The organism is Natrinema soli (genome assembly GCF_028618695.1).
Genome location: NZ_JAQIVI010000524.1, coordinates 1 through 2,727, shown reverse-complemented (window position 1 = coordinate 2,727; position 2,727 = coordinate 1). Strand labels below are relative to the sequence as shown.

The window sequence follows — 2,727 nt, the reverse complement described above, 5'->3', positions numbered from 1 at the left end:
CGAGCGGGCGAACGACCTCTTTCGGTTCGAGCCCCGAATCGCGACCGGCCGGGCGCTTGCTCCCCACGCGACCGCGATGATGGACTCGAGCGACGGGCTCGCCCGATCGCTCCACCAGCTCGCCGAGGCCAGCGACTGCGGGTTCACGATCGAGTCCGACTCGATTCCGATCGACGACGTCGTCCGCGCGGTCACTGATGGCGACGACGAAGCGCTCGAGCTCGCGACCACCTTCGGCGAGGACTTCGAACTCGTCGCGACGCTCCCCGAGGACGCACTGGCGGCTGTACGAGAGAGAGCCGACGTCTCGCTGTCGGTGGTCGGTGTCGTATGCGAGGCCGAGGACGGACTCACGATGGACGGCGAGCCGCTCGCGGATCGCGGCTATACGCACGGCTGAGGATGGGTAACGTCGATCAGAGGGACGGAAACCTGAGGCGAATCACCCCACGATCACGACCGGAATTGGCATGAAACAGAGCAGTCCGAGGCCGAACGTCACGGTCCCGAGGAGGAACCGACCGCGGCCGAGCGGCTCGTCCCGTACCGGGGTGGCGGGCCCCTTCGAGGCGAGCAGCGCGGTCAAGAATCCCCAGATGATCCAGATCAGGACCGTGTTCACGCTGTAGCCGTCGACGTAGTAAAGGTACGCGGCGAGCGCGAACAGCGCGCCCGGAACCAGCGCCGCGATCGTCTCCTGCAACTCGCCGGCCATCGCCCGGAGGATGTGGCCCCCGTCGAGCTGACCGACCGGAATCAGGTTGAGGAAGGTGACGAGCATCCCGACCCACGCGCCGATGACGACCGGGTTCACCCCGTTCGCCGGATCGTTCCGGTACAGCGGCTGGTCGAAGCCGGCCGCGAGCAACTCGAGCAGCGGCGGATAGCCCAGTTCGATCCGAACCGCGTCGGGGTTCTGGAGTAACGCGGGGTCGACCGAAACCGGCGGCAGGTGAAGTCCGATCACGGTCGCGACGACCGTCGCGACCAGCCCGGCCAGCGGGCCGGCAGCGCCGATATCGAACAGCGCCTTTCGATCCGGCATCCGACCTTTCAGGGTGATGACCGCCCCCATCGTCCCGATGAGCGTCGGCACTGGTATGAAGTAGGGTAACGAGGCGTCGACCTGATGGTACCGGCTCATGACGTAGTGACCCATCTCGTGGACGCTAAGAACCCCCAAAATGGCCACCGTGAACGGCCAGGCCTGCCAGATTACGGCCGGATCGGCGAACGGATCGAGCTGGTACCAGAACGAGCCCGCGAACAGCGTCGAACCGACCGTCAACAGGAACAGCACGATGTTCGTCCACGGGATCCCGTCGATCCCCACGGTCGTCGGCTCGGCCACGATCGCGTACTCGCCGCGGCGTCGCTCGAGATCGGCGTCGTACCCGCGTTCGCGGAAAACCGGCCAGAGTTCCCGAACCACCCGCTCGGGGTGTGTCAACGGATCCCCGTAGTAGACGATCTGCCCGTCTTCCCGACGCGCTTCGTGAACCGCGAACACCGTCTCGATCCGATCGATCGGCGGCCCGTCCTCGAGCGAGCGGTCGCCCCGGTTCGCCGCGCCGAATCCGGACCGGTCGACGTCGTCCATCACGTGTGATTCAGTAGCGCCGGGTATAAATCGACTGCCGTCGGCAGGGCCGTCCGTTTTTCCGGGTACCGGCTCGGCCGACGATTCGATGGCCTGCGAACGCGAGGAACCGTCTTGGTCGCACGGAGAACAGGTGAGTGAGACGGCGAAAATCGAAGCGTCGGCGGGGCGGAAGTCAGGATGATTGCGCCGGATCGCGTCGGTGACGCGCCAGCGCGGAGCGAGGGGGCGGGGACTGTCGTCCGGGCGGTTCAGCCGGGGCGATCGAAACGGCCGTTACGCGGGTGCGACACGCCACGTCGTCGCGCTCGTGTACGACCACTTCTCGATCTCGAGGTCGGAGACGGAATCGGAGAGCTTGACCATCAGCGCGCCGATTTCCTTGGGGGACATCCCGACATCGTCCGCGATGAACTTGCCTTTGAAGTACAGTTCGCCGTCTTCGGCGCGTTCGCGCAGGTAGTGTTTCAGGCGGTGTTCTTTGCTTTCCGTGGAGGGTTGGGCTGTCGTGCTCATCGACAGTCACTCCTTGTGGGGGCTATCTGTTATAAAGGAAGGATGGTTAGCGGTGTTTTGATTGTGTTCAGCGATCTGGGGGGTAATACTCATTTTATTCTCGTTTACAAGACAGTTAATCGGGCGAGGATGACCGACGAGATGTTTTAAAACCGCGCGTAACGTATTATTTCCGGTCACACCGTTCCGATCAATGCAACCTCGTCTTTTCCGACCGTTTCACAGATTCACTCCAAACGACGAACGAATAGAACGATCAGGGCCGATCGTGGACCCAGAACTCGTCCTCGACCGTGACTTCCTTCTTGAACAGCGGTACCTCGTCTTTCAGGCGGTTGATACCGTCTTCGACGGTCCGAAACGCCTCCTCGCGGTGGCCGGCGAGGACGACGACGAAGACGATGTCCTCGCCGTCCTCGACGACACCCGTCCGGTGATAGAGTTCGACGTCGAAGACGCCGTCTCGAGCCTCGAGATCCGCCTCGAGGGCTGCCATCCGCTCGTCGGCGACGCCCTCGTACTTCTCGAACTCGAGGTGCTGGGTGCGCGCGTCGTCCGCGCCGTCTTTCGCGCGGACGCGGCCGGTGAAGGTCGCGATCGCACCCGCCCTG

At 64.0% G+C, this 2,727-nt stretch carries 4 protein-coding genes; 1 reads left to right on the top strand and 3 read right to left on the bottom strand.

All coding sequences use genetic code 11. The features are described 5' to 3' along the window. On the top strand, window positions 1-400 hold a 400-nt coding region (locus PGX04_RS25760), incomplete at its 5' end, for a thiamine-phosphate kinase (protein ID WP_273741105.1). 42 nt (window positions 401-442) lie between these two features. On the opposite strand, the gene PGX04_RS25755 is transcribed toward PGX04_RS25760, so the two are convergent. The 3 genes from PGX04_RS25755 to PGX04_RS25745 all read right to left on the bottom strand — a co-directional run. After that, window positions 443-1,600 carry a site-2 protease family protein gene (locus PGX04_RS25755; RefSeq protein WP_273741104.1) on the bottom strand — a complete coding sequence of 386 codons (1,158 nt, stop codon included), beginning with the start codon at window positions 1,598-1,600 and terminating at the stop codon, window positions 443-445. 276 nt (window positions 1,601-1,876) lie between these two features. Further along, window positions 1,877-2,116, bottom strand: coding sequence for a DUF7123 family protein (locus PGX04_RS25750; protein WP_273741103.1), 240 nt, complete (start codon window positions 2,114-2,116; stop codon window positions 1,877-1,879). A gap of 256 nt (window positions 2,117-2,372) precedes the next feature. After that, a partial coding sequence (locus PGX04_RS25745) for a molybdopterin synthase (protein WP_273741102.1) occupies window positions 2,373-2,727 on the bottom strand: 355 nt, incomplete at its 5' end.